14 protein-coding genes, 14 tRNA genes and 3 rRNA genes are annotated in these 25,065 nt (G+C 37.7%); 28 read left to right on the top strand and 3 right to left on the bottom strand.

Going from position 1 to position 25,065, the window contains the following annotated elements; genetic code table 11:
- Positions 1-49 precede the first annotated feature (49 nt).
- The 17 genes from ACZ5N5_RS00910 (at position 50) to ACZ5N5_RS00830 (ending at position 6,677) form a co-directional block, all read left to right on the top strand.
- Positions 50-1,611, top strand: a 16S ribosomal RNA gene (locus ACZ5N5_RS00910).
- 275 nt (positions 1,612-1,886) lie between these two features.
- Positions 1,887-4,800: ribosomal RNA gene (locus ACZ5N5_RS00905) — 23S ribosomal RNA — on the top strand.
- A 151-nt stretch (positions 4,801-4,951) separates the two neighbouring features.
- Positions 4,952-5,068 (top strand): 5S ribosomal RNA (gene rrf, locus ACZ5N5_RS00900).
- The 16S, 23S and 5S rRNA genes sit together here with 14 tRNA genes alongside, the layout of an rRNA operon.
- Positions 5,069-5,081: 13 nt before the next feature.
- Positions 5,082-5,156, top strand: a tRNA-Asn gene (locus tag ACZ5N5_RS00895).
- A gap of 2 nt (positions 5,157-5,158) precedes the next feature.
- Positions 5,159-5,250: transfer RNA gene (locus ACZ5N5_RS00890), tRNA-Ser, on the top strand.
- A gap of 11 nt (positions 5,251-5,261) precedes the next feature.
- Positions 5,262-5,336 (top strand) — tRNA-Glu (locus ACZ5N5_RS00885).
- A 102-nt stretch (positions 5,337-5,438) separates the two neighbouring features.
- Positions 5,439-5,514: transfer RNA gene (locus ACZ5N5_RS00880), tRNA-Val, on the top strand.
- Positions 5,515-5,689: 175 nt separating this feature from the next.
- A tRNA-Met gene (locus tag ACZ5N5_RS00875) sits at positions 5,690-5,766 on the top strand.
- Between the two features lie 26 nt (positions 5,767-5,792).
- Positions 5,793-5,869, top strand: a tRNA-Asp gene (locus ACZ5N5_RS00870).
- Between the two features lie 39 nt (positions 5,870-5,908).
- Positions 5,909-5,984: transfer RNA gene (locus ACZ5N5_RS00865), tRNA-Phe, on the top strand.
- Positions 5,985-6,018: 34 nt separating this feature from the next.
- Positions 6,019-6,104: transfer RNA gene (locus ACZ5N5_RS00860), tRNA-Tyr, on the top strand.
- 28 nt (positions 6,105-6,132) lie between these two features.
- A tRNA-Trp gene (locus tag ACZ5N5_RS00855) sits at positions 6,133-6,203 on the top strand.
- A 14-nt stretch (positions 6,204-6,217) separates the two neighbouring features.
- Positions 6,218-6,293, top strand: a tRNA-His gene (locus ACZ5N5_RS00850).
- A 15-nt stretch (positions 6,294-6,308) separates the two neighbouring features.
- A tRNA-Gln gene (locus ACZ5N5_RS00845) sits at positions 6,309-6,383 on the top strand.
- A gap of 4 nt (positions 6,384-6,387) precedes the next feature.
- Positions 6,388-6,462, top strand: a tRNA-Gly gene (locus ACZ5N5_RS00840).
- A gap of 47 nt (positions 6,463-6,509) precedes the next feature.
- Positions 6,510-6,583, top strand: a tRNA-Cys gene (locus tag ACZ5N5_RS00835).
- Positions 6,584-6,593: 10 nt separating this feature from the next.
- Positions 6,594-6,677, top strand: a tRNA-Leu gene (locus tag ACZ5N5_RS00830).
- A gap of 137 nt (positions 6,678-6,814) precedes the next feature.
- On the opposite strand, the gene ACZ5N5_RS00825 is transcribed toward ACZ5N5_RS00830, so the two are convergent.
- Positions 6,815-7,924, bottom strand: coding sequence for a tyrosine-type recombinase/integrase (locus ACZ5N5_RS00825; RefSeq protein ID WP_464373078.1), 1,110 nt, complete (start codon positions 7,922-7,924; stop codon positions 6,815-6,817).
- Between the two features lie 99 nt (positions 7,925-8,023).
- Positions 8,024-8,344, bottom strand: coding sequence for a DUF771 domain-containing protein (locus ACZ5N5_RS00820; RefSeq protein ID WP_341182069.1), 321 nt, complete (start codon positions 8,342-8,344; stop codon positions 8,024-8,026).
- 476 nt (positions 8,345-8,820) lie between these two features.
- On the opposite strand from ACZ5N5_RS00820, the gene ACZ5N5_RS00815 reads away from it, so the two are divergent.
- The 6 genes from ACZ5N5_RS00815 (at position 8,821) to ACZ5N5_RS00790 (ending at position 13,661) form a co-directional block, all read left to right on the top strand.
- A complete protein-coding gene (locus ACZ5N5_RS00815; RefSeq protein WP_464373077.1) occupies positions 8,821-9,639 on the top strand; it encodes a MerR family transcriptional regulator in 819 nt (272 codons plus the stop codon).
- 37 nt (positions 9,640-9,676) lie between these two features.
- Positions 9,677-10,450, top strand: a complete 774-nt coding sequence (locus ACZ5N5_RS00810; RefSeq protein WP_464373076.1) for a DUF1385 domain-containing protein — start codon at positions 9,677-9,679, stop codon at positions 10,448-10,450.
- Positions 10,451-10,707: 257 nt separating this feature from the next.
- The gene (locus tag ACZ5N5_RS00805) at positions 10,708-11,016 is read left to right on the top strand and encodes a helix-turn-helix domain-containing protein (protein WP_054788369.1); all 309 of its coding nucleotides are present in this window, start codon (positions 10,708-10,710) and stop codon (positions 11,014-11,016) included.
- Positions 11,017-11,439: 423 nt separating this feature from the next.
- Positions 11,440-11,790 (top strand): helix-turn-helix domain-containing protein, encoded by a 351-nt coding sequence (locus ACZ5N5_RS00800; RefSeq protein WP_061801284.1) that lies wholly within the window; start codon positions 11,440-11,442, stop codon positions 11,788-11,790.
- A gap of 177 nt (positions 11,791-11,967) precedes the next feature.
- A complete protein-coding gene (locus ACZ5N5_RS00795) occupies positions 11,968-13,038 on the top strand; it encodes a hypothetical protein (protein ID WP_464373075.1) in 1,071 nt (356 codons plus the stop codon).
- 23 nt (positions 13,039-13,061) lie between these two features.
- Positions 13,062-13,661 carry a hypothetical protein gene (locus ACZ5N5_RS00790; protein WP_464373074.1) on the top strand — a complete coding sequence of 200 codons (600 nt, stop codon included), beginning with the start codon at positions 13,062-13,064 and terminating at the stop codon, positions 13,659-13,661.
- A gap of 113 nt (positions 13,662-13,774) precedes the next feature.
- On the opposite strand, the gene ACZ5N5_RS00785 is transcribed toward ACZ5N5_RS00790, so the two are convergent.
- Positions 13,775-13,978 carry a hypothetical protein gene (locus ACZ5N5_RS00785; protein ID WP_054788363.1) on the bottom strand — a complete coding sequence of 68 codons (204 nt, stop codon included), beginning with the start codon at positions 13,976-13,978 and terminating at the stop codon, positions 13,775-13,777.
- A 720-nt stretch (positions 13,979-14,698) separates the two neighbouring features.
- Between ACZ5N5_RS00785 and ACZ5N5_RS00780 the strand changes: the two genes are divergently transcribed.
- From ACZ5N5_RS00780 to ACZ5N5_RS00760, 5 genes are all read left to right on the top strand, one after another.
- Positions 14,699-18,505, top strand: coding sequence for a hypothetical protein (locus ACZ5N5_RS00780; protein ID WP_464373073.1), 3,807 nt, complete (start codon positions 14,699-14,701; stop codon positions 18,503-18,505).
- A gap of 82 nt (positions 18,506-18,587) precedes the next feature.
- Positions 18,588-19,991, top strand: coding sequence for a deoxyguanosinetriphosphate triphosphohydrolase (locus tag ACZ5N5_RS00775; protein ID WP_061801279.1), 1,404 nt, complete (start codon positions 18,588-18,590; stop codon positions 19,989-19,991).
- 13 nt (positions 19,992-20,004) lie between these two features.
- Positions 20,005-20,691, top strand: a complete 687-nt coding sequence (locus tag ACZ5N5_RS00770) for a nucleotidyltransferase family protein (protein WP_061801278.1) — start codon at positions 20,005-20,007, stop codon at positions 20,689-20,691.
- 627 nt (positions 20,692-21,318) lie between these two features.
- Complete coding sequence (locus ACZ5N5_RS00765) at positions 21,319-23,880, top strand: type I restriction-modification system subunit M (RefSeq protein WP_464373072.1); 2,562 nt, start codon at positions 21,319-21,321, stop codon at positions 23,878-23,880.
- Positions 23,877-25,064 (top strand): restriction endonuclease subunit S, encoded by a 1,188-nt coding sequence (locus ACZ5N5_RS00760; protein ID WP_464373071.1) that lies wholly within the window; start codon positions 23,877-23,879, stop codon positions 25,062-25,064. Before ACZ5N5_RS00765 ends, ACZ5N5_RS00760 begins: the two co-directional genes overlap by 4 nt.
- Position 25,065: the final 1 nt, after the last annotated feature.

The raw sequence follows: 25,065 nt of genomic DNA, 5'->3' as shown, positions 1-25,065 counted from the left end.
TGCTAGCTTTAAGCGAGCTTGATCAACACAAGCACTTCGGTGCATCTATTTTATGGAGAGTTTGATCTTGGCTCAGGACGAACGCTGGCGGCGTGCCTAATACATGCAAGTCGAGCGCGGGAAGCTGACTGAATCCTTCGGGAGGACGTGAGTGGAACGAGCGGCGGACGGGTGAGTAACACGTGGGCAACCTGCCTGTAAGACTGGGATAACTCCGGGAAACCGGGGCTAATACCGGATAGTACTTTGGTTCATAGGAACCGAAGTGGAAAGGTGGCGCAAGCTACCACTTACAGATGGGCCCGCGGTGCATTAGCTAGTTGGTGAGGTAACGGCTCACCAAGGCAACGATGCATAGCCGACCTGAGAGGGTGATCGGCCACACTGGGACTGAGACACGGCCCAGACTCCTACGGGAGGCAGCAGTAGGGAATCTTCCGCAATGGACGAAAGTCTGACGGAGCAACGCCGCGTGAACGAAGAAGGTTTTCGGATCGTAAAGTTCTGTTGTTAGGGAAGAACAAGTACCGTTCGAATAGGGCGGTACCTTGACGGTACCTATCGAGGAAGCCCCGGCTAACTACGTGCCAGCAGCCGCGGTAATACGTAGGGGGCAAGCGTTGTCCGGAATTATTGGGCGTAAAGCGCGCGTAGGCGGTTTCTTAAGTCTGATGTGAAATCTTGCGGCTCAACCGCAAGCGGTCATTGGAAACTGGGGAACTTGAGTATAGAAGAGGAGAGCGGAATTCCACGTGTAGCGGTGAAATGCGTAGAGATGTGGAGGAACACCAGTGGCGAAGGCGGCTCTCTGGTCTGTAACTGACGCTGAGGTGCGAAAGCGTGGGGAGCGAACAGGATTAGATACCCTGGTAGTCCACGCCGTAAACGATGAGTGCTAGGTGTTAGGGGGTTTCCGCCCCTTAGTGCTGCAGTTAACGCATTAAGCACTCCGCCTGGGGAGTACGGCCGCAAGGCTGAAACTCAAAAGAATTGACGGGGGCCCGCACAAGCGGTGGAGCATGTGGTTTAATTCGAAGCAACGCGAAGAACCTTACCAGGTCTTGACATCTTCGGATGTCCCTAGAGATAGGGAGTTCCCTTCGGGGACCGAATGACAGGTGGTGCATGGTTGTCGTCAGCTCGTGTCGTGAGATGTTGGGTTAAGTCCCGCAACGAGCGCAACCCTTGATCTTAGTTGCCAGCATTGAGTTGGGCACTCTAAGGTGACTGCCGGTGACAAACCGGAGGAAGGTGGGGATGACGTCAAATCATCATGCCCCTTATGACCTGGGCTACACACGTGCTACAATGGATGGTACAAAGGGCAGCGAAGCCGTAAGGTGAAGCCAATCCCATAAAACCATTCTCAGTTCGGATTGTAGGCTGCAACTCGCCTACATGAAGCCGGAATCGCTAGTAATCGCGGATCAGCATGCCGCGGTGAATACGTTCCCGGGCCTTGTACACACCGCCCGTCACACCACGAGAGTTGGCAACACCCGAAGTCGGTGGGGTAACCTTTGGAGCCAGCCGCCGAAGGTGGGGCCAATGATTGGGGTGAAGTCGTAACAAGGTAGCCGTATCGGAAGGTGCGGCTGGATCACCTCCTTTCTAAGGATATAAGGAAATGGTCTACTAGTGTAGATCATCATAGATTGTACTTGGTTGTTTGGTTCAGTTTTGAGCGATTGATGCTCAGAGGATCTTCTGTCAAAACCCGTCACGTCCTGTGACGAACACAGAAGTCACCACCTCGTGTGGAAGCTGTACCTTGAAAACTAGATAAGAAGAAATCAGGACGTGAAGGCACCAACAGGCGCCAACACGAAACTGATGACAAGACATCAAATAAAAACCAACGACTTTTTCATCTGAAGCATGAGTATAGTTAAGTGAAAAAGGGCGCACGGTGGATGCCTTGGCACTAGGAGCCGAAGAAGGACGGGACAAACACCGATATGTCTCGGGGAGCTGTACGTAAGCATTGATCCGAGAATTTCCGAATGGGGAAACCCTCTACTCGTCATGGAGTAGAACCTCTATCTGAATCCATAGGATAGAGGAGGCAGACCCGGGGAACTGAAACATCTCATTACCCGGAGGAAGAGAAAGCAAACGCGATTTCCCGAGTAGCGGCGAGCGAAACGGAATTAGCCCAAACCAAAAAGCTTGCTTTTTGGGGTTGTAGGACACTCTATACGGAGTTACCAAGAAATACGTTAGACGAATCGATCTGGAAAGGTCAGCCACAGCGGGTAACAGCCCTGTAGTCGAAAGCGTGTTTCCTCCAGAGTGGATCCTGAGTACGGCGGAACACGTGAAATTCCGTCGGAATCCGGGAGGACCATCTCCCAAGGCTAAATACTCCCTAGTGACCGATAGTGAACCAGTACCGTGAGGGAAAGGTGAAAAGCACCCCGGGAGGGGAGTGAAAGAGAACCTGAAACCGTGTGCCTACAAGTAGTCGAAGCCCTTTTATGGGTGACGGCGTACCTTTTGTAGAATGGACCGGCGAGTTACGATCTCCTGCAAGGTTAAGTGGAAGACACGGAGCCGCAGCGAAAGCGAGTCTGAATAGGGCGAGATAGTAGGGGGTCGTAGACCCGAAACCGTGTGATCTACCCATGTCCAGGGTGAAGGTCAGGTAACACTGACTGGAGGCCCGAACCCACGTACGTTGAAAAGTGCGGGGATGAGGTGTGGGTAGGGGTGAAATGCCAATCGAACACGGAGATAGCTGGTTCTCTCCGAAATAGCTTTAGGGCTAGCCTCAAGGGATGTATGTTGGAGGTAGAGCACTGATTGGACTAGGGGCCCTCACCGGGTTACCGAATTCAGTCAAACTCCGAATGCCAATCATATTACCTTGGGAGTCAGACTATGGGTGATAAGGTTCATAGTCGAAAGGGAAACAGCCCAGACCGTCAGCTAAGGTCCCCAAGTATACGTTAAGTGGAAAAGGATGTGGCGTTGCTTAGACAACCAGGATGTTGGCTTAGAAGCAGCCATCATTTAAAGAGTGCGTAATAGCTCACTGGTCGAGTGACGCTGCGCCGAAAATGTACCGGGGCTAAACGTATCACCGAAGCTACGGATTGTTCTACGAACAATGGTAGGAGAGCGTTCTAAGTGCAGTGAAGTCAGACCGTGAGGACTGGTGGAGCGCTTAGAAGTGAGAATGCCGGTATGAGTAGCGAAATAGAAGTGAGAATCTTCTACACCGAATGCCTAAGGTTTCCTGAGGAAGGCTCGTCCGCTCAGGGTTAGTCGGGGCCTAAGCCGAGGCCGAAAGGCGTAGGCGATGGACAACAGGTGGATATTCCTGTACCACCCAATTCCGTTTGAGTGATGGGGGGACGCAGTAGGATAAGGAAAGCGCACGACTGGACGTGTGCGTCGAAGCAGTGAGTGAGTCAGATAGGCAAATCCGTCTGGCAATCACAAGCTGTGATCGGGAGGGAAAAAGAGTACCGAAGTTCCGGATTTCACACTGCCAAGAAAAGCCTCTAGCAAGGAAAAGGGTGCCCGTACCGCAAACCGACACAGGTAGGCGAGGAGAGAATCCTAAGGTGATCGGGAGAACTCTCGTTAAGGAACTCGGCAAAATGACCCCGTAACTTCGGGAGAAGGGGTGCTTACTTACGAGTAAGCCGCAGTGAAAAGGCCCAAGCGACTGTTTAGCAAAAACACAGGTCTCTGCGAAGCCGAAAGGCGAAGTATAGGGGCTGACACCTGCCCGGTGCTGGAAGGTTAAGGGGATGCGTTAGCGTAAGCGAAGCGTTGAACTGAAGCCCCAGTAAACGGCGGCCGTAACTATAACGGTCCTAAGGTAGCGAAATTCCTTGTCGGGTAAGTTCCGACCCGCACGAAAGGTGCAACGACTTGGGCACTGTCTCAACGAGAGACCCGGTGAAATTATACTATGCGTGAAGATGCGCATTACCCGCGACAGGACGGAAAGACCCCGTGGAGCTTTACTGTAGCCTGATATGGAATGTTTGTACAGCTTGTACAGGATAGGTGGGAGCCTTGGAAACGTGAGCGCTAGCTTACGTGGAGGCGCCGGTGGGATACCACCCTGGCTGTATGAACCTTCTAACCCAGAACCGTGATCCGGTTCGGAGACAGTGTCAGGTGGGCAGTTTGACTGGGGCGGTCGCCTCCTAAAGAGTAACGGAGGCGCCCAAAGGTTCCCTCAGAATGGTTGGAAATCATTCGAAGAGTGTAAAGGCAGAAGGGAGCTTGACTGCGAGACCTACAAGTCGAGCAGGGACGAAAGTCGGGCTTAGTGATCCGGCGGTACCGAATGGAAGGGCCGTCGCTCAACGGATAAAAGCTACCCCGGGGATAACAGGCTTATCTCCCCCAAGAGTCCACATCGACGGGGAGGTTTGGCACCTCGATGTCGGCTCATCGCATCCTGGGGCTGTAGTCGGTCCCAAGGGTTGGGCTGTTCGCCCATTAAAGCGGTACGCGAGCTGGGTTCAGAACGTCGTGAGACAGTTCGGTCCCTATCCGTCGTGGGCGTTGGAAGTTTGAGAGGAGCTGTCCTTAGTACGAGAGGACCGGGATGGACACACCGCTGGTGCACCAGTTGTTCCGCCAGGAGCATCGCTGGGTAGCTACGTGTGGAAGGGATAAGTGCTGAAAGCATCTAAGCATGAAGCCCCCCTCAAGATGAGACTTCCCCACACTTTAAGTGAGTAAGATCCCTCAGAGACGATGAGGTAGATAGGTTCGAGGTGGAAGCATGGTGACATGTGGAGCTGACGAATACTAATCGATCGAGGACTTATCTATACGTTCTTTGGATGAAAAACCGATGGTTTGTCTACTTCTTATCTAGTTTTGAAAGTATATTATAATTTAGCTTGATTTTTTTGAAATACATAGTATAATATTCTTTGTCACTAAAAATATTTAAATACTTATTAACCATAAGCAGTACAAGCTTGGTAGCAATAGCGGAGAGGTCACACCTGTTCCCATACCGAACACAGTAGTTAAGCTCTCCAGCGCCCATGGTAGTTGGGGCTCACGCCCCTGCAAGAGTAGGACGTTGCCAAGCAATTTATTTCCATTCCACAGTAGCTCAGTGGTAGAGCAATCGGCTGTTAACCGATCGGTCGTAGGTTCGAATCCTACCTGTGGAGCCAATGGAGAGCTGTCCGAGTGGTCGAAGGAGCACGATTGGAAATCGTGTGTGCGGTCAACGCCGTACCGAGGGTTCGAATCCCTCGCTCTCCGCCACTTTAAATATAGGCCCGTTGGTCAAGTGGTTAAGACACCGCCCTTTCACGGCGGTAACACGGGTTCGAATCCCGTACGGGTCACCATAATAACCACAGTAATCATTAGTTATTGCTACTTTATTAAGGATGGCATGCTAAGATCGCGACGTCCTGTCGCAATGCATGCACTTGCACATCCTGTGCGGCGGAGGATTAGCTCAGCTGGGAGAGCACTTGCCTTACAAGCAAGGGGTCGCAGGTTCGAGCCCTGCATCCTCCACCATTTAATTAAATATTTCATATCATCGCGGGGTGGAGCAACGAGTAAAACATCCACCGAATAAACTTCGAGTAACCTCGAAGCACCCTACATCTAAGAGTAAGCTAGTAGATGCAGAGGTCACCGTAGACTACACTATTTGTAACATTATGGATTTCAATTTAATATTTCTTATCATCGCGGGGTGGAGCAGTCTGGTAGCTCGTCGGGCTCATAACCCGAAGGTCGTAGGTTCAAATCCTGCCCCCGCAACCAAAATACTTTCAAGTATTTTCTACAATGGTCCGGTAGTTCAGTTGGTTAGAATGCCTGCCTGTCACGCAGGAGGTCGCGGGTTCGAGTCCCGTCCGGACCGCCACTAAATTTACTTATCAAAATTAAATCATTCATTGAAAATGGCTCGGTAGCTCAGTCGGTAGAGCAACGGACTGAAAATCCGTGTGTCGGCGGTTCGATTCCGTCCCGAGCCACCACCTTTTATTTTTTCTCAATTAATTTATTTTATTTGGAGGGATAGCGAAGTTGGCCAAACGCGGCGGACTGTAAATCCGCTCCCATCGGGTTCGTAGGTTCGAGTCCTACTCCCTCCACCATTTTATTAATATATGTATTATTTTTCGTAGGGGTATAGTTTAACGGTAGAACAGAGGTCTCCAAAACCTCCAGTGTGGGTTCGATTCCTACTACCCCTGTTTTTTGTATGATGGCGGTCATGGCGAAGTGGTTAACGCACCGGATTGTGGTTCCGGCATGCGTGGGTTCGATCCCCACTGGCCGCCCCATTTACTTTCAAATGTTGGGCTATAGCCAAGCGGTAAGGCAACGGTTTTTGGTACCGTCATGCGCTGGTTCGAATCCAGCTAGCCCAGCCATTTTGCGGAAGTAGTTCAGTGGTAGAACATCACCTTGCCAAGGTGGGGGTCGCGGGTTCGAATCCCGTCTTCCGCTCCATTATTAATTAACATTTTCACCTAATAACCATATAATGATTTTATCGAGGCGGCATAGCCAAGTGGTAAGGCAGAGGTCTGCAAAACCTTTATCACCGGTTCAAATCCGGTTGCCGCCTCCATTTTATTTATGCCGGTGTGGCGGAATTGGCAGACGCGCGGGACTCAAAATCCCGTGTCCTCACGGACGTGTCGGTTCGACCCCGACCACCGGTATCATTAGATTAATTTATGCTAAGATTAATCATTCGAAAAAGCTCATGAATCCTTGATATGAAAGGGTTTGTGAGCTTTTTATTTTATTGTACTTTACGATAGAAATCGATAGAATTTCAAATTATTTTACACATTTTTTACACAATCATTTTCTCGAAAGTATTGATAGTTCCAAGCTCATCTTTTTCTCGTAACTCTTTAATGACGTGCGTGTATGCCCTTAACGTTGTATCAATGTCACTATGTCCAAGTCGTTCACTTACATAATAAAGTGAAACCTTTTTATACAACAGAACACTGGCATGAGTATGTCGTAATCCATGCATGGTAATTGGATCTATCTTAAGCTCAGTTAATATCTTCCTTAGCAGCTTATTTGCATTCGTATTGCTGATTACTTTGTATTTAGACGAGGAGCTATAAAAAACTAGTTGGTGTATATTTGTAGGGATACTTCTAAATAGTTTTTTAAAGTGCCCCATGGTCTTGGAATCCATTTTTATTGTTCGATTCGATTGCTCATTTTTTGTTGGCCCGAATCCTTCAGGATGTCTTTTCAAATAGCCCCATGTTTTATTGATTCTGATTGTATTATTAACAAAATCAAAATCGCTTCTCGTCAGTCCCACAAGCTCTCCAAAGCGCATTCCAGAAGTTAATCCTAGGAGTAATAAGGAGTAGCCTAATCCTTGACCAAGGCGATTCCAGATCTCTTTTAACAGCAATTCACTTTCTTTGTAGTGTAAGTGCTTTTCATCAGATTTTTTAGCAGGCGTTGTAAAGGTTATTTTAGCATTTCTCGTAAAGTCACGATGTATGATTTGTTCATCCACTGCATCCTTCACACAAGCCCGGATATGAGTATTGACTTTTTCTACGGTTTCCTTTGCTTTATTGGAACCGAACTCATTGATAAACATCTGATAATCATGTCTAGTGATTTTCTGCAATGGTTTACTGCCGAAAAATGTTCTTATTGCCCTAGATGTGTATTCATAATGCATACGAGTAGTAACACTTATATTTGTCTTATATAGATTCACCCATTTGTCAAAATACTCATCTATTGGAACTGGAGTTAGGTGCGGAAGCAAACCTTTGCTTAGTTGTGATTCTATTTCTGCAGCTGCTATTTGAGCTTCTTTCTTTGTGCGAAATCCTCCTTTACGAATAGGTTTTGATTTTCCATTTACAGTACGACTGACGGTAAACTGATATGTTTTACCTCTCTTTTGAATGCTAGCCATATTATCCCCTCACTTAATTGATAAGGGTGTCTGGCCGATAATAGGTCACCCTTATCTTAACAAGTTTTACTCAATTTTTGTAGTTATGAATGATTGCAATTAATTAGAAAATATTCGGTGAAAATTTTTCTCCAAAAAATCAGCCATTTTTGTTGCCTGAAAAGACCATGTTTGACCTTTTTTGGGGGGATAAAATACAAATCCGCCATATTCTACATCGAGCAATTTTCGGAACTTAGGTGAATAGAGAATATTCTCTTTAATCCATTCATGTTTTCGATTGATTCTTGCTTCAAGATCTTTCATTGACCAATAAACTCCGGTTAATTGTTGTTGTTTTAGTTCCTCTAGTTCAATTTTTGTAATAAGGACTGAATCAGATGGGATTGGGATTGTTAAGTTAACTGATAGTTGTTGCATATGGTTCTCCTCCAGATTTAATATGAATTTTTTTCAAAACGTTTTTATCTGAAGTGTTTTAGGTTCCTTGAATGTTCATTAGAGAAGCAATCAGAGTATCCTATCCTTGTCACATAACCATAAAATTACTTATGTGTTTTTATAAACAAATAGCGCATCCGCTGATAAGTGCAGACTCCAAGTAGGAAGTCTAACAGTGTCTTATCGCGAATGCGCTTTATCATAGTGTGTATTAGTTTTAGTGTCTAAGTATTATTCAGTTTGTAAATATAATTTATAGGATTTATTATTTTTTGTCAATACGGTTTGCTCAGAGGGATAATTAACACTTATATTTCAATTGTTCTAGAATATTAGCATTACAAGATGACGAGACTTATGAAACTTGTTTTGCTGCTTTAAGCTCTTGACTGTAAGACTACTATTACAGTTAAAATTAATTTATAGAATTCTAGAACAAATTAGAGGGTGAATTTATGTCTAAGAAATTAAGAATATCTGATGCTATGAGGATTACTGGATTAAAAAGACATCGAATAACTGAAATGAGAGAACGAAAAGTTATAAATCCGGAGAGAGAGAGTTGGGGGTATGGATATACTGATGAACTAATAGGTCTGCTCTCTATGTATAGTGGTTTAAAAGATGATATTAAGATGCCATACTCTACAATTAAAACACTTAATAAATTTCTTGTGGAATCACCTTCATTTACTGAGAGAATTCAAGAAATTTATAGGGTCTTTCAAAACTATGATTGTACAGAAAATAACATAGCTTCCAAGAAATACTTCTATATTTATTGTAGCAGTGTGCTAGAGTTGGATGACGAATTTGAAGAGTTACTAGAAGAAATAATTAGTGAAAAAATCGTATATCCTGAGAATGAAACTCTAAAATCTATGTATAATTATTATCTATACAAAGCGAATGTAATTGATGTATATAGGGATCTTTATAATATTGAACATGAATTTGAGTCGGAATTTTGGAGTTTAGATGTAGTGAAGGGTTTTGATGACTATATCTTCAATATTGTTTTAGATAAGCCTTTAATTACTGAAAGAATAGATGAACACCTCATGTGTATCTTGATGAAGGTTCAATATAATTCTGAATCAAAAAACAACCCTCTCATAAAAAAGTTGACTCTGTTGTTAAAGAAGGTTAATAAATTCCATGATGAAACAAATAATGACTATGATACTTGTCAACATATATTTTTACATGCAATCATGTTATTAAGTTTTAATATCTTTGACAATCAGAAATTAATTACCCTTTGGAAAGACTGAGATCATAATGATCATTAGTATTGGAGGTTAAGTTAATATGTCAATAATTAAAGGTGGTGCAGCAGGGTTTAAAAGTGTGGCTTTTTATTCCGAGAATTTTAGTTCAAAAGCTATAAGAAATAAAGATGGAACAATTATTATAGATATTTCTAAACGAAAGATTGCTTCTAAGTTCGAGGAATTAGTTAGTGTTGTACCGTTCCTTCGTGGATTATACTTATTTGCAAGGCCTATAATCGTTATGTGGAAAATTTATTTAATGGTATTTCTTCCACTTTTTATTTTCCTTAAATCGGTAAGTTATGATAGTGAAAAAAATTCAGAGGGTTCATCGATTCTTCCGGTATCGATTATTGTTGAATGGATTCAAAATCACTCATTATTTCTAATAGCTATCATATTGGTTATTTTTACAATTGTTATCAAATTGAGTAACCTTGGGAAGTATCATGGAGCTGAACATATGACGGATACATCGTACAACAGATTTTCTAGCCTTGCTTTGACTGATGTAGTTAAACAGTCAAGAATACATAAACGTTGTGGAACGCATCTTGCTGTTTTTATATTAATTACTTATTTTATATCTTCATTTTTTATCTCAGATATTTTTGTATTAATTATTTTAAGTTTCTGTTTGGGATTTGAAATCTTTCTTATTCAATCAAAATTTATGACACCTTTTTATTGGGTTGGAGGACTTTTACAGTATCTATTCTTTACTTCTAAGCCGTCTATAGAACATTTAGAAGTTGCTATAGCATCATATAAAGCGCTGTTAGAAGCTGAAAAAAATTATAATATGTCATAGCTTTAAATTAAAAACAGTAAATACCAAAGGCTCTTAGAGGCTTTTAGTAATAAATAAAAAATATTGACCTTTTAATATAAACTTTGTATGCTATATTTACACGAATAGAAAAATGAAAAATATAAAACACTTTCAGATAAAACGCTCAGGCGTCAAGTATAGGTAGTTCAACTGTTTTGTTGTGCTATCGATTATATTTTGACGTACTGGGCGTTTTTTGTTTTTAGTAATTAAAAATCAAAAGGAGGAATATTGAAATGAAGAAAGCTTATCTACAATTTTCTGACGAGGAATCGAAAGAAGGGTCGGAATCAGTTCAAAGAACGAGACAAAAGTGGTTCAAAGAAGGTGATCAGCTACTAAAGTGGCGAGAAAAGTTAGGTTTATCAAGAGCATTTGTTGCTCGAGAAACAGGAGTGGACTATGGTAGATTAACCAGGTTAGAGCATGGGGAGCCGGTCAAAGAAGCGAAGTTAATAAGTCAAGTCTATAAATTGACGCTAGAAAAGATAGAAACATATAGAGCGCTTGATAGATTACTAGAAAGTATAGGTATCAGAAAGTAAAGGCAAAGCTGTTTTATCATTTCTATTTTCTCTTAGCAAAGTCAGGAGATTAATCACTGAACGACAATAATAAAAGTCTTTTACAAAATGAAACAGATATTAGTTCTAATCATATTCAAACTAGGTGTAAGCGAAGCAATTTATATCTTTTTATAAAAACGAAGAGAACGTAATAAAATCAACGTTTTTATAAAGGGAGAATTCAAACGTTAAAGCCTTGGCAATAAAGGGATTAGAATCTGTTGATTTCTCTATATCTAGTAAATTCAAAAGTAAGTGATTTGTTGAAGATGTTGAGATAAGCAAAAATCAACGGTAATACTATTAATTTGCGATTCAACTACCATTTTTCAACAAAATATTATATATAGCTCAAAATCCAAGTAATGAAACTATTAGAAGTTAATGAAAGGATTTGATGCTATGAAATTTAATCACAACAAGCTAAGAGAAGCAAGAGGACAAAAGAAACTAACGCTTGAAGAAATGGCTAAATCTATGGATATGGATCTTTCAGCTTACTGGCGGTTAGAAACAGGAAAAACCAAGGTGAAAGCAGAGCAATTAGTCATGTTCATGGAGATCTTTGATCGACCATATGCTTATTTCTTTGAATCAAACAATTCTATTCGTTCCATTAAGGTAGAGGTGGAGTGCATACCTGATAGACTGCAGATAATGTATGATTTCCTAATAGCTCATCCAGGAATCATCAAGGATTGGGAGCAAAGTGTACTGAAAATGGAACAAGAGTTACATTCCATAAGCTTTTAAAAAATGAAAAAAATTATTATTAAGCACTGAATAAAGCAAAGAAAATGAGGTAAAGAAAAAAGAATCACAGTAGGTTGCACAAATTAACGACTACTTTATAGGGTATTATTGCTATTGTATCAAGTGTTACAGCGATAATACTCTTATCTGGATATATATACTAATAGGAGTGATTATATGGTCCATACATTTGAATTGACCCACATAACCAATGAAAAAAAGGTCATTAAGGTGCTTACAGACCACTATGAGCTGCATGAAATACCAGAATTGCTTGTTAAGTCAAAAATGAAAAAGGATACACTAGAAATACCTTTGAGCATACCTGGACTGATCATTGCATCCATTTCTTATATTGGGAATGAATACTTCAGATTCTACCTTAGAGTTGAGCCACAGGCTCTTATAATTGGCAGAAGAACAATAGATGTGTTTGATTGTTCATTTGGTTCGGTTGAAAAGTTGAGAAATGTATTGGATGATGCTATAGAAGGTTTATCAAGTACACTTCCTCAATCTGACAGATGGTTTGTATCACGTATAGACTTTACCAAGAACCTAACTTCTGAGTATGTAAAAGAGTGTGTGTCGCTAGCTAAGAAAGGAAAAGATCCATATCGCTATAAAGACACTATTAACAAGCCCGGCAGCTCTTACAGGGAGTCTAAGACTGTTGTATTAAATTATTATGACAAGTTAGATCATATTACAAAAAAGATAGATAACTACTTTTTTGATAAACATCTGTTAGAAGAAGCTCTGAACATTTATCGTATCGAAGTACAGTGCTTAAATCATAACAAATTAAAGCATATACGAAAAAAGTTTTATTTGCCTGACAAGAGTAATTTATATGATTATCTAAGACCAGATATTGCAGAATGGGCTTTTTTCTCTTACTACGACAGAGTTATTGGCAGAGGGGATTACTATTCATTAGCCGAGGCTTTAAAGAAAGTGGAGGAGACTCAGTGGATTCGGAGGAAAAAGGAAAATATTAAAAGTTGGCTTAAGCTGATAGCTCAGGTTAAGGGTATGACAAATGCGAAGAAGCAGTTTGTAGAAGGAGCAATACTTACTAGCACACAAACAGTTGTCCAAGGAAATAGGAATACCTTTAGAAACTATGAAAATGCTTGTAAAGAAATAAGAATGAATCCTGTAACAATTCCAAAAGACTGGGGGATCGACTATATCCCTAATCCAATAAAATCAATAGATATTAGTGAGATGACTGAGGTTAAATAATGAGCGAAGAAAGGATTAATACAATGTTTGAATATTTAATTGAGAAGCATCAGGCGAATACGAAAAGGATTGTGAGCCGATGGTTGAAGGCATACATAGTAGAACCAACTCTACTGCAACGTACACTACCAGAAGCATATTTAAAAGGATTTGATCGCAAAAAAGCAGCCGAGAGTTGTTACGAGTATATGGTACTTACTAAAGAACTGAACGATTCTATTTTGCAAGTTGATAAGACGAAACTGGTTAAAGATATCGCCATGTATATCGATCTTCGTACGCCATTTATATATAGTCATAAACAATTTGGAACACTTGACTATCAAATTGATAAGCAATTACTTGAAGAGATGCCATTTCACTTTAAATCGAATAATCGTAAAGCTATATCATTAATACAAGAGGCTCAAAAGGGCATGGTACTTAACCATAAGACAAAATGGATTAGTGAGATGCCTTCTGTTAAACAGATAAAACTTATTGAGAATAAGCTAAAAAATAAAAAGCAAGTACTTAGTATAAATATCGAGGAAATTAATAAGTACCAAGCTGCTATTCTGATCCCTTATCTATTGGAGAAACAAACTTATGATCAAGAAGAGCTTCAAGGATTATTGGAGTAACTTGCTCATTGTGAAAAGAACCTAAAATTAAATTGGGAATAATATTCCCACAATTTTATAATGTATCAGTAAATAAATGGACTTAGAACGGGCATTTAGTGCCCGTTTTGTCTTTATTCTGTTAATCGAATATCAAAAGGTTCAATAAGTAATATAAAATCCTCAGTTGCTATCTCTGTATCTTGAGCTAGTTCTTCTTTCAAATAGCTTAAAAACCCTTCGTCATATGACTTTAAATAGACCGTAGCAAGTTCGTTCCCTTCTTTGTCATAAAAGACGACAGAGTCGTCAGGTTGAATCTCACGTATGCCAAACATAGGGTAGTAAACAAGCTCCTCATCAAACTTAAAAGGCTTCAGAGTTTGTATGAAGCATTTAAAGCAAGAGTAGACCTTTCCTTCGTTGTTTGAACCTACAAAGGCTTCAATAATGCTAGAGTGACAGAAGTGACAAGTGTGCATGAATCATTCATCCTTTCAATGGTTTTAGTTGCAATAATGTTATAGATATTGAAATGAGTATGGAATAGCTCCTGTCTCCTTTCGTAATGAGGTAGAACAAAGTTAGAAAAATGTAATAAGTAAATTTAACTCATCTCAATAGAAAGTATGAGGGGAAGGTTTTGAGGTTTTAAAAAGCCTTTTCTAATCAAAGGTAAAGAGATCTTTCTGGAATTGGTGTTCGGAGGACGTCTTCGTTTACCCCGAAGGGATTTAGTCTCACATAGCTACAATGTAAACCTTTCAAGATTGACATACCCGGGGCACGAATTTTTACAGACAGAATAATAACTAATACCTAGTAGGGGCAGAAAAATTTTTATTATTTTGCCTTTCTATATGGGGTTTTTAAAAATGTATTAAACATATGGATAGACTACTTAAGGGTATACTGATAGAAGATACGTACTACAAATTTGTTACTTGTTGGAAGAAAATGTGTAGTTTAGTAGAATAAATGTAAGAGGGCTCTAAATAAAAGATAATAAAGTATAAGAGAATAGAATATACACATTTAGAAAAGGGGGGCAAATACAAATGTTTGAAATTGAGGGCAGAGATATTAGTGAATTGAGTGACAGTGATTTAAGGTCACTTATAGGACTTCTTTGTGAGGCCGAACTTCGTTCTATGAATTTACCAACAGCAGGCGTTACATGGGGTGGTCACCAAAATGCGAAAGACGGAGGGATTGATGTACGCGTTGAATTAACATCCTCAGTTCATAGTGACGGGTTTATTCCTAGGTCTAATACAGGTTATCAGGTCAAAAAGCCAGATATGCCTCGTAGTGCTATTTATAAAGAGATGACGGTAAATGGTGAGCTGAAACAAGTTATTAAGGATTTAATAGCTTTAAATGGTGCATATATTATTGTTAGTAGTCAAGGATCAACTGCTGACTCTGCTCTAAAAGATAGAAAAGATGCAATGCAGGAAGTGGTTGAAGATTTTTCAAATACGTCTAATTTAAAAGTTGATTTTTATGATCGTGAACGAATAGCCGGGTGGGTACGAAGCTTTCCAGCTCTAGGTATCTGGGTAAGGGAAAAAGTCGGAAGGCCTATCCAGGGATGGAGGACTTTTGGGAATTGGGCTCGGTCTCCTGGGGGACTTAAAGAAGAATACCTTTTAGATGAACAAATACGGCTATATAGTAGTGGTAATTCCAACTTCGATGGGGTATCTGCTTTAGAAGGGTTAAATAAACTAAGAGCAATACTAGAACGGCCAAAGTCGAATATTCGTTTAGTCGGCCTCTCGGGTGTTGGAAAAACTAGATTAGTACAAGCCTTATTTGATGATAGAATTGGAAATAGCCCGTTAAATCCTTCTACTGTTTTCTATACTGATATAAGTGATGGTCCTAATCCTGATCCATGTACTCTTGCTGAACGTTTAGTAAATCAAAATAGCCGCGCTACACTTATTGTCGATAATTGTCCACCAGAATTACATAATCGTTTAGTAGCAGTTGGTGGAAAACCAAATAGTTTATTAAGTATAATTACCGTTGAATATGATGTTCGGGAGGATCAACCTGAGGAAACCGAAGTCTTTCGCTTAGAGCCAGCATCTAAAGAGTTAATTGGCCATATCTTGATGTTGCGCTTTTCTCATATAAGTGAAGTAAATGCCCGGACTATAGCAGAATTCTCAGGAGGAAATGCACGTATTGCTATAGCTTTAGCCAATACTGTTAAAAGAGGAGAAAATCTAACAGGGTTAAGAGATAATGTTCTTTTCAATAGGTTGTTTGAACAAAGAAATGAACCCAATCACCGTTTATTACAAGCTGCAGAAGTTTGTTCATTGGTTTATTCATTTGATAGTTCAATAGATGATACAGGTAATAATGAGCTAAGTATATTAGGGTCATTAGTTGAAATGTCAACACGGGAAATATATGAAAATGTCAGTGAACTTATACGACGAGATCTTGTGCAAAAAAGAAGTATATGGAGAGCAGTTTTACCTCATGCAATAGCAAATAAGCTTGCACAAAGGGCTCTGGAAAATATACCTATTAATATTATCTGTAACACGTTTGAAAAAGGAGAAAATGATAGATTATTAAAATCTTTCTCAAGAAGGTTAAGTTTTCTACACGATTCAGAGGAAGCAAAAGAAATTTCAAATAGATGGCTGAATGAAGGAGGACTTTTAGGTAGTGTTAGTAATTTAAATGAGTTTGGTATTAGTCTTCTCAAAAACATTGCTCCTGTAAATCAAGAATTAGTTCTTGCTTCTATTGAAAAGGTTTTACTTTTAGAAGAAGCAAATACCTTTTTTTCTCGTGATAACCCTAATTACAATGAATTTACTAGGCTTCTTTGCTCTATTGCTTATGAACAAGATTACTTTGAGCGGTCTTCAAATTTACTTTGCCTATTTGCACTGTCTGAAAGGCCAGACGAAAATTATAATTCAATTAGAAAAATGTTGAAGACACTGTTCCAGTTATATTTATCTGGTACAAAAGCTACTCCCGAACAAAGACTAAATATAATTGATAAATTAGTGGTATCAAATATTCACAACGAGAGGGAACTAGGTCTTTTATTGTTAGAAGTTGCACTTAAAACTGATAGTTTTATATCCGATCATTATTTTGAGTTTGGAGCTCACTCTAGAGATTATGGATTTTATCCTAAAAATATTAGGGAAATTCAGCATTGGTATAAGATTTTTATTCAATTTTCTCTAAAACATATTATGAATGATGGACCAGTTGCAAATAAAGTAAAAGTTATTCTCGGGGAAAAATTTAGTGGCTTATGGCTTAAAACAGGTTTGTATGATGAACTCGAACATTGTGCAAAAACAATTTCCGCGAAAGGATTTTGGGGTGAAGCATGGGTAGCTGTTAAGTCTATTAAGAAACATAACAAAGAAGATTTGGAAACTGGTATTTTATCTCGCTTAGACGAATTAGATAAGCTTCTAAAACCAACAAGTTTAGTTGAACATGTAAGACTTTATGTTTTATACGAAGACTCTTTTTCTTTAGTCGATACCTTTGACGAAACTAACAGTGATGAATTTATCCAAATTGAGGATACTGCTAAATCTTTAGGTAATGAAGTTGGTTCCAATAATGAAATTTTAAATGAATTATTGCCTGATATCTTAAGTTGTAATAATTGGTTGATGTTTAATTTTGGACAAGGATTGGCAGAGGGGACATTAAACTCTGAAATAATCTGGGAGGAATTTGTAAGCAAATTAAATGATACAGAAAAATCAAACGTAAATTATCAAGTAATTCGTGGTTTTTTAAATACGCTTTCAAAGAATAATCCAAGTTTTTGTAATAAAATTTTAGATGATGCTTTGAAGAACAAAACTACAGCGAGAGTATTTCCTTTGTTACAGACAAGTATTGAAATTGATGAAAGAGGTGTGAAAAGGTTAATTGAATCTCTTGAAAGTGGTTCCTCACCAATCTGGCAATATAGTAATTTAGCATATGGAAGAGTGCACGAAACTATTAATGATGGCGACTTTTATAAATTGATAAAATTAATCTCTTCCCAACCCAATGGCTTAGAAGTAGCAATTAAAATACTTCATATGAGACTTCATGGACAAAAAAAGAATGAACAACATAATAAAACAATAATTGGATTAGGTCAAGAGTTGCTTACTATGTTTCAATTTCAAAGAAAGACTTCAAGAAACGACAGAAGTGATTATGAACTTTCAGAGATTATTAAAACTAGTTATGTTACTAATTCTGCTAAAGAGAATGCAAAAATCCTAGGTGATAAGTTATTACAGGGTTTTATGAGTTATGATATTTACCCTTGGGATTATAGTAGAGTATTAGAAGCATTGGCTTCCACCCAACCGCAAGCTTTTCTTGAGACATTTCTAGAAAGTAATGAAAATAATAGAGAAATAGATATTCCATTTCTTGATGAGATACGTACCAGGTCGAATCCAATTTCTAAGATTAATGAGCAAGTTATTATTGAATGGTGTGAAGCTAATCCTAAAACAAGATACTTATCATTGGCGAGAATAATTATGCCTTACTGCACTTGTAAAAGTGATAATAATTTACAATGGACGCCTTTAGCACTGAAGATCATTGATAGGTCCAATGAACCTATCAAAATATTGGATATTTTTAGGTATTCTTTTTTACCAAGCTCCTGGAGTGGGTCTCTAGCAGCAGAAATGGAAAGGCGTTTACCTTTAATTTATGAGTTAAAGGAACATCAGGATATGTCTGTGGCAAATTGGGCAACCAGACAACAAGTAATATTAGAGGGTGCAATTATACAAGAGCGTGAGAAAGAGTTAGCCGAAGAAAGAAGGAGAAATGAGCGGTTTGAATAGTGTCCAGTGGTTCATATAATATGAGGTTTCAAATATAAGGGAATTAATATAAAATAAAGTTAAAAAGGAAGGAGCGATTAATTTGCTAGAGTGGGATCAACTTTTAAACACAGATAGACAAAGGGAATCGTTAGGAAAAAGCTTACCACATAGAAATGAGTTTGATAAAGATTATGAAAGAATTATATATTCCTCTTCACTAAGAAGACTTCAGGATAAAGCTCAAGTATTTCCATTACAAAATAATGATTTTATTCGTACTAGACTCACTCATTCACTTGAAGTAGCCTCTTTAGGACGATCTTTAGCTTGGAATATAGGTAGTTGGCTAATAGAAGAAGGAATATTCGAAAACTTTTATAGAGCAAAAGAATTAGCTTCTCTAGTTGAGGTATCATGCTTGGTACATGACTTAGGAAACCCACCTTTTGGCCATTATGGTGAAGATATTATTAGAAAGTGGTTTGAAGATTGGTTTGATAAAGATTCTTTCAAAATTGCACAAGAAAGTTTTGGAGAACTTAATGAGCAACAAAAAAATGACTTTATGTATTTTGAGGGAAATTCACAGGCAATAAGGATTTTATCTAAGTTACAATTTTTAAATGACCCATTTGGTGCTAATTTTACATACGGAACTTTAGCAACATTAATGAAATATCCATGGGCATCAAATGATGAAAATGTAATTAAAAAAGGAAAGAAAAAATTCGGCTATTTCTATGCTGAGAATGATTTATTTGAAAAAATATCTGAGAAGGTGGGAATTGGAGAATGTAGACATCCTGCTACCTTCATATTAGAGGCTGCAGATGATATAGCTTATTTAACTGCAGATATAGAAGATGCAGTAAAAAAAGGTGTTTTTAATTGGGAGGAAGAATATTTAAAAATAAAGGAAAAATTTAGCGATACATATGAGTCTGCATTTAAAAATCTAGAGGAGTACAGGCAAGAAGCAATTAACAATAAAGTTCCTAATAAAAGCCTTATAGATGTTCAAAATTTTAAAGTTTCTATTCAAGGAATTATGATTTTTGCAGTAGTAGAGTGTTTTAAATCCAATTATGATCAAATAATGAGTGGTAGTTTTAAAGGAGATTTATTAACTAATTCATCTGCAAAAGAGTTAGCTGATGAATTAAGAAATTTAGCTTTTAAATATGTATATCCAAATAAGGAAGTTTTAACATTAGAATTAGTTGGGGATAGAGTATTATCTGATCTATTATCGTTATTTGTAGAAGCGGTTACTAATGTTAACAAATTAGAAAGATCAAAAAGCAAGCATGAAAAATTAATTCATATTATATCAGAAAATTTCAGACACATTCAGCGGTTTTCTAATGAAGGAAAACTTGAAGTGGACTTTTCAGAATTAACATTATACAATAGACTTTTATTAGTTACTGACTTTATTTCTGGTATGACTGATGGTTATGCTGTTAATTTACACCAAGAACTATTAGGAATAAAGCTACCGTAAAGGAGAGTTGGAGATGAGTAAACTTGAAAACAATATAAAAAATGATTTATTAAGTTTGCTTGGAAAATACTCAGAAACTCTAGAATTCGTTGAAAGGTTATCTGAAACAGGAGAACTATTATTTTTTGGAGGAGCTATTCGTGATATTTTTATCAAAAATGAACAGTATCCCAGAGATTTTGATATTGCTGTAAAGTTTAAAGATGAATTAGAATTTAACAAACTCATAAAAAATTATGAATATAAAAGAAATAGATTTGGTGGATATAAAATTAAAGTTTCTGGAATAGATTTTGATATTTGGGACTTAAATAATACTTGGGCATTTAAAAATACTGAATTAAAACCAAGTGAAGAAAACTTAGCAAAATCTGTTTATCTAAATATAGATGGTGTAGTATATAACTTTAATTCTAATAGCTTGTATGCAGATTTGTTACGGGATTCTCTAATAAAGGCAGAATTAGATATTAGCTTAGAAAAAAATCCGCATGTAGAGCTTAATTTGTTACGAGCTTTAGTTTTTAAAAAGAAATATAACATGAATATGTCAAATAAATTAAAGAGAGTTTTTAGGTTTTATTTAGATTCATTAAAGGAAGAAAATTTAATTAGTAATTTGTTAGAAGTGCAAATCACACATTATAAAACTGAGAAAATTTCTGAGTCGGAAATTAAGAAAGAATTACAGTTTATATAAAAAATTATTAGTATCTTTAACAAAGGCAATCCTCAGGATCTGCCTTTTTTTTAACATTTTAGCAGGAAATATAATCAAACATGTACAATAATTTTCTACAGTATAAGAACTTATTAATTTATTATATTTAATAAACTTGTGCTTGTTTTGAAAAATAACAAGTAAAAGTTATCATGAATACCAACAGGGACGGTTCCCGTTTGCCATTATATATTGTTATAGGCAGTTAATAATGCACAGTAGGCTCAAACTGTCCGCAATACTTAATTCAGAATTTTTTTCAATTATGCCCTCCGATTCCTTTGCACTTTCCTCTTTGGTATGTGATTAGATATCTAAAATGATACCTACTTGTGCATGTCCCACTGACGACTTTTGGATTTTCATCCAGACGCATAAGTATTTTTGCATGTGTATGGTGTAATTTGTAAAATGGGATATATGGGACATTAGCTACTTCGATAAATCGTTTGTATTTTCGAAGCAGATTCTAGGAACAAGGTATTTACTATTTCTTGAAGTAACGATTAAAATGGGGAGAAGGACTTTATTTTACATGGTAGATTCTCATTAATGATATTTTAGACACTTGAATAAGGATGTATGTACAAACAGGGAGGAAAAGAAATGATTACATCAGATGATATTAAAAGAAGATTATGGGATGGTGCTAATGATCTTAGAGGTTCAATGGATGCCAGTCGATATAAAGATTATATGTTGGGATTAATGTTCTATAAGTTCCTTAGTGATAAAACACTTGAAACATTTGTAAAAACAAGTGGTGCTAAAGGGAATGAAGAAGAAATCGTCCAAGCTTATGAAGAGGCTTATGAAAGTTATGGCGACAATCTTATCAATATGATACAAAACGTCCTTGGATATTATGTTTTACCTAAACACTTATACCAGACATGGTTAAAAGATATTCGTGAAGGCACATTTGAATTAGAGAAGGTAACAGAGAGCTTACAAAGTTTCGAACGAACAGTTGCTACAACTGGAGATATCGATGATTTTAAAGGACTTTTTTCTAGTTCTACGATTGATTTAACAGACACTGCTTTAGGAAGTAACTTGAACGCTCGAAGTAAAAACATTCGAAAATTAATTGAGTTATTCGCCGATTTAGATATGGTTGCACTTCAAAAAGGTGATGTGTTAGGAGATGCTTACGAATATTTAATCGGTCAGTTTGCGATGGAATCGGGAAAAAAAGCTGGAGAGTTCTATACGCCACGTCAAGTAAGTGAAGTCATGGCACAAATTGTTGCCAAAACGACGGAAGTAAAATCGATTTATGATCCTACTGTTGGTTCGGGTTCATTACTTTTAACGGTTAGTCGATATTTAACAGAAGATAACCGAAAAGATCTCCATTATTATGGGCAAGAAAAAAATACGGCTACATATAACTTAACACGAATGAATCTATTATTACATGGAGTTCGACCAGAAAAAATGACGGTGAAAAATGGCGATACACTAGGGCAAGATTGGCCTGAAGATCCAGAACGCCCAAATGAAGGTGTTCAGTTTGATGCGGTCGTGATGAACCCACCATACTCAGTTAAAAATTGGAATCAAGAAGACTTAAAAGTAACAGACCCGCGATTTGAAGTTGCAGGAGTGTTACCACCAGATTCTAAAGGTGATTATGCCTTTTTATTACACGGTTTATTCCATTTAGGTCAAGAAGGTACGATGGCAATTGTACTTCCACATGGTGTATTATTCCGTGGAGGGGCAGAAGGGGAAATTCGTAAACGACTATTAGAGAAAAACTATATTGATACAGTCATTGGCTTGCCAGATAAACTGTTTACCAATACAGGCATTCCTGTAACGGTGTTGATTTTGAAAAAGAACCGAAAGTTAGATGACCCTGTTCTTATGATTGATGCTTCTAAATCGTTTGTAAAAGAAGGAAAGCAACACGTCTTACAAGAGAAGGATATCGCTAAAATTGTTGATACTTATATCGAACGGACGAGTGAACCAGGGTATAGTTATCTTGCAACAAAAAAAGACATCATAGAAAATGAATATAACTTAAATATCCCACGTTATATTGAAGTGGTCGAAGAAGATATTGCCCATGATGTAGATGCACATTTGTATGGCGGTATTCCGTTAAGCCAGATTAAAAAACTAACTGTGCTAAACGAGATGACGAAAGATGTTTTATATAATGCGCTTACTGAAGTACGTCCAGGCTATGTGGAATTAACACAATCAGTAAAAGATTTAAGAGAAGAAGTGCTAACACATGTAAACGTACAAAATAAAATTAAGGCAATAAAAGAAGTAACAGAGTCCTATATAGATACATATTGGGAAAAGTTAAAAACAGTGGCTGATGTGAACGATATTGAACCGTTAAAAGAAGAAATGTTATCGGAAATTAAAGAGCTATTAAAACAATTTAATCACGTTAATACGTATGATGGTTATCAAATTATTGCGGAGTTATGGGAAAATATACTATCCCAAGATACAGAGAAAATTGCTATTAGTGACTTTTACACAGTCGGAAAAACACGCGAAGCGAATATGGTTACAAAAGGTTCTGGTAAAACAAAGCGAACAGAACAAGATGGTTGGGTTGGAGCAATTGTACCGAATGAACTTATATTAAAGGAACTCTATACAGAAGAACTACGTGATGTGGAAACACAAAAAGAAGCTTTAGCAGCTATTAATGAAGAAATAAATGAACTCGTTGAAGCGGCAAAAGTAGAAGAAAGTGAAGAAGCGCAAATCTTAGGAGATGCTTTAAATGCTAGAGAAGACGACTTTACTTTATCAGCGGTAAAAGCAGAATTAAAGAAGGTTGCAAAAGATACAGAAGAATATGTTTTATTAGATAAGGTTAGAAAACTATTGGATGAAAGATCATCTTTAAACAAAGCGATTAGAGAAAAAGAAAAAGCATTAACTGAACAAGTTGAAGAAAGAATTGTAAATTTAACGAATGAAGAAATCGATCAACTCATGTATCAAAAGTGGTTTGGTCAATTAACAGGAGACATCACAAAACTTGTAGAAGTACCTTTGAAAAATGAACTGGATATATTAAAAGAATTAAAGGAAAGATATGCTGATACGTTAAAAACTATTGAAGCAGAAAGTAATTCACTAGAAGCGCAATTTGAAGCAATGCTTTCAGAACTGGTGGTGATGGAATGATGAAAGAAAAGAAGTTAGTGCCGAAGAGAAGGTTTAAGGGGTTTGAAGGAGAATGGAGAACATATAATCTTGGTGAAAAGGTAGAGTTTTTTTCTGGATTAACATATTCACCAAACAATGTTGTTTCAAAGGGTGGAACGCTTGTTATAAGGTCTTCGAACATAAAAAACAATCAAATAATAGATGCTGACAATGTTTTTGTAGATAAAAAAATTGTTAACTCTGAACAAGTTAAATTTGGAGATATAATTGTTGTTGTAAGGAATGGATCAAGAGACTTAATAGGGAAAAATGCAGTTGTGAGAAAAAATATGCCAGATACTGTAATTGGTGCTTTTATGACTGGTATAAGATCTAAATATTATGATTTTAATAACACCTTATTAAATACTAAGTTATTTAAAAGGCAAGTGGCTGAAAACTTGGGTGCTACAATTAACCAAATCACTACTGGTATGTTTAAAAAAATGGAGTTTAATTTTCCGGAAGTTGAAGAACAACAAAAAATCGGTGAGTTTTTTAAGGTTTTAGATGAAAGAATTTCAAAACAAGAACGGAAGCTTGAGAAAGTAAAAGCATTAAAGTCTGCTTATTTAACCGAAATGTTCCCACAAGAAGGCGAAACCCTACCGAAAAGAAGATTTGAGGGATTTGAAGAGAAATGGGTAAGACGAAGAGTAGGGGATATATTTCAAGTGACAAGAGGTAATGTACTTTCAACAACAAAAATCGAAAAAAAACAAAGTAAGATTTCACATTATCCGGTATATTCCTCACAAACCCAAAATAATGGTCTATTAGGTTATTATTCTGATTATTTATTTGACACAGCTATTACCTGGACTACTGATGGAGCTAATGCGGGTACAGTTAATTACAGAGAAGGTAAATTCTATAGTACAAATGTTAATGGTGTCCTTATTTCTAAAGAAGGATATGCTTGTAAAGCTGTCGCTGAAATACTTGATTTAGAGGCATGGAAACATGTTTCTAAGGTTGGAAATCCAAAGCTTATGAATAATGTAATGTCAAACATAGAAATACTTATTTCAAACAATATAAAAGAGCTAGAAATGTTATCGTTGTTCTTTACAAACTTAGATGATCAAATTAAAACAGAAGAAAAAAGGCTAGAAAAACTAAAGAAAATGAAAGAGGCTTATTTAGAAGAAATGTTTGTGTAGA

The organism is Gracilibacillus sp. JCM 18966 (assembly GCF_055392695.1).
Note: the sequence above shows the minus strand (reverse complement) of the source record. Positions and strands in the feature narration are given on the sequence as shown.

Bases quoted from the DNA above. Each gene is read 5' to 3' on its own strand.
- ACZ5N5_RS00825 (WP_464373078.1), bottom strand. From the start codon at position 7,924: ATGGCTAGCATTCAAAAGAGAGGTAAAACATATCAGTTTACCGTCAGT.
- ACZ5N5_RS00820 (WP_341182069.1), bottom strand. From the start codon at position 8,344: ATGCAACAACTATCAGTTAACTTAACAATCCCAATCCCATCTGATTCA.
- ACZ5N5_RS00815 (WP_464373077.1), top strand. From the start codon at position 8,821: ATGTCTAAGAAATTAAGAATATCTGATGCTATGAGGATTACTGGATTA.
- ACZ5N5_RS00810 (WP_464373076.1), top strand. From the start codon at position 9,677: ATGTCAATAATTAAAGGTGGTGCAGCAGGGTTTAAAAGTGTGGCTTTT.
- ACZ5N5_RS00805 (WP_054788369.1), top strand. From the start codon at position 10,708: ATGAAGAAAGCTTATCTACAATTTTCTGACGAGGAATCGAAAGAAGGG.
- ACZ5N5_RS00800 (WP_061801284.1), top strand. From the start codon at position 11,440: ATGAAATTTAATCACAACAAGCTAAGAGAAGCAAGAGGACAAAAGAAA.
- ACZ5N5_RS00795 (WP_464373075.1), top strand. From the start codon at position 11,968: ATGGTCCATACATTTGAATTGACCCACATAACCAATGAAAAAAAGGTC.
- ACZ5N5_RS00790 (WP_464373074.1), top strand. From the start codon at position 13,062: ATGTTTGAATATTTAATTGAGAAGCATCAGGCGAATACGAAAAGGATT.
- ACZ5N5_RS00785 (WP_054788363.1), bottom strand. From the start codon at position 13,978: ATGTTTGGCATACGTGAGATTCAACCTGACGACTCTGTCGTCTTTTAT.
- ACZ5N5_RS00780 (WP_464373073.1), top strand. From the start codon at position 14,699: ATGTTTGAAATTGAGGGCAGAGATATTAGTGAATTGAGTGACAGTGAT.
- ACZ5N5_RS00770 (WP_061801278.1), top strand. From the start codon at position 20,005: ATGAGTAAACTTGAAAACAATATAAAAAATGATTTATTAAGTTTGCTT.
- ACZ5N5_RS00765 (WP_464373072.1), top strand. From the start codon at position 21,319: ATGATTACATCAGATGATATTAAAAGAAGATTATGGGATGGTGCTAAT.
- ACZ5N5_RS00760 (WP_464373071.1), top strand. From the start codon at position 23,877: ATGATGAAAGAAAAGAAGTTAGTGCCGAAGAGAAGGTTTAAGGGGTTT.